The organism is Pseudomonas sp. Kh14, from assembly GCF_900291005.1.
GTDB classification, from domain to species: Bacteria; Pseudomonadota; Gammaproteobacteria; order Pseudomonadales; family Pseudomonadaceae; genus Aquipseudomonas; species Aquipseudomonas alloputida.
Map to the genome: position 1 here is coordinate 1 of NZ_OLKJ01000074.1, position 281 is coordinate 281.

At 47.7% G+C, this 281-nt stretch carries 1 pseudogene; it reads left to right on the forward strand.

Features of this window, described 5'->3' with window-relative positions:
* Positions 1-281, forward strand: a pseudogene (locus FQ668_RS28800) (hypothetical protein); the annotation flags it as partial.

Here is a 281-nt window from a genome sequence, read left to right on the forward strand (position 1 = left end):
GTGTGAAAGGAAGTCAAACTAGCCTTGAGCTCATATCGACCTTACAAGCCAAGCTTGGCTTACAAGCGGTCACATCCCTCAAGCTCACTGACGATCCAAGACCTGAATTTGCCACCCAACCTATGACGCCAACAGCCAATGATAAAGCCGAGGTAAATACCTACTTACTCAAAAAGCTCCGCCCTAGCTTGCTCTACCCTAAGCCAGTTTTATTAGAGCAGCGTGTTTCTGTCATTTTAGGGCCAGAGAGAATCATCAGCGGTTGGTGGGATGGTAATGAC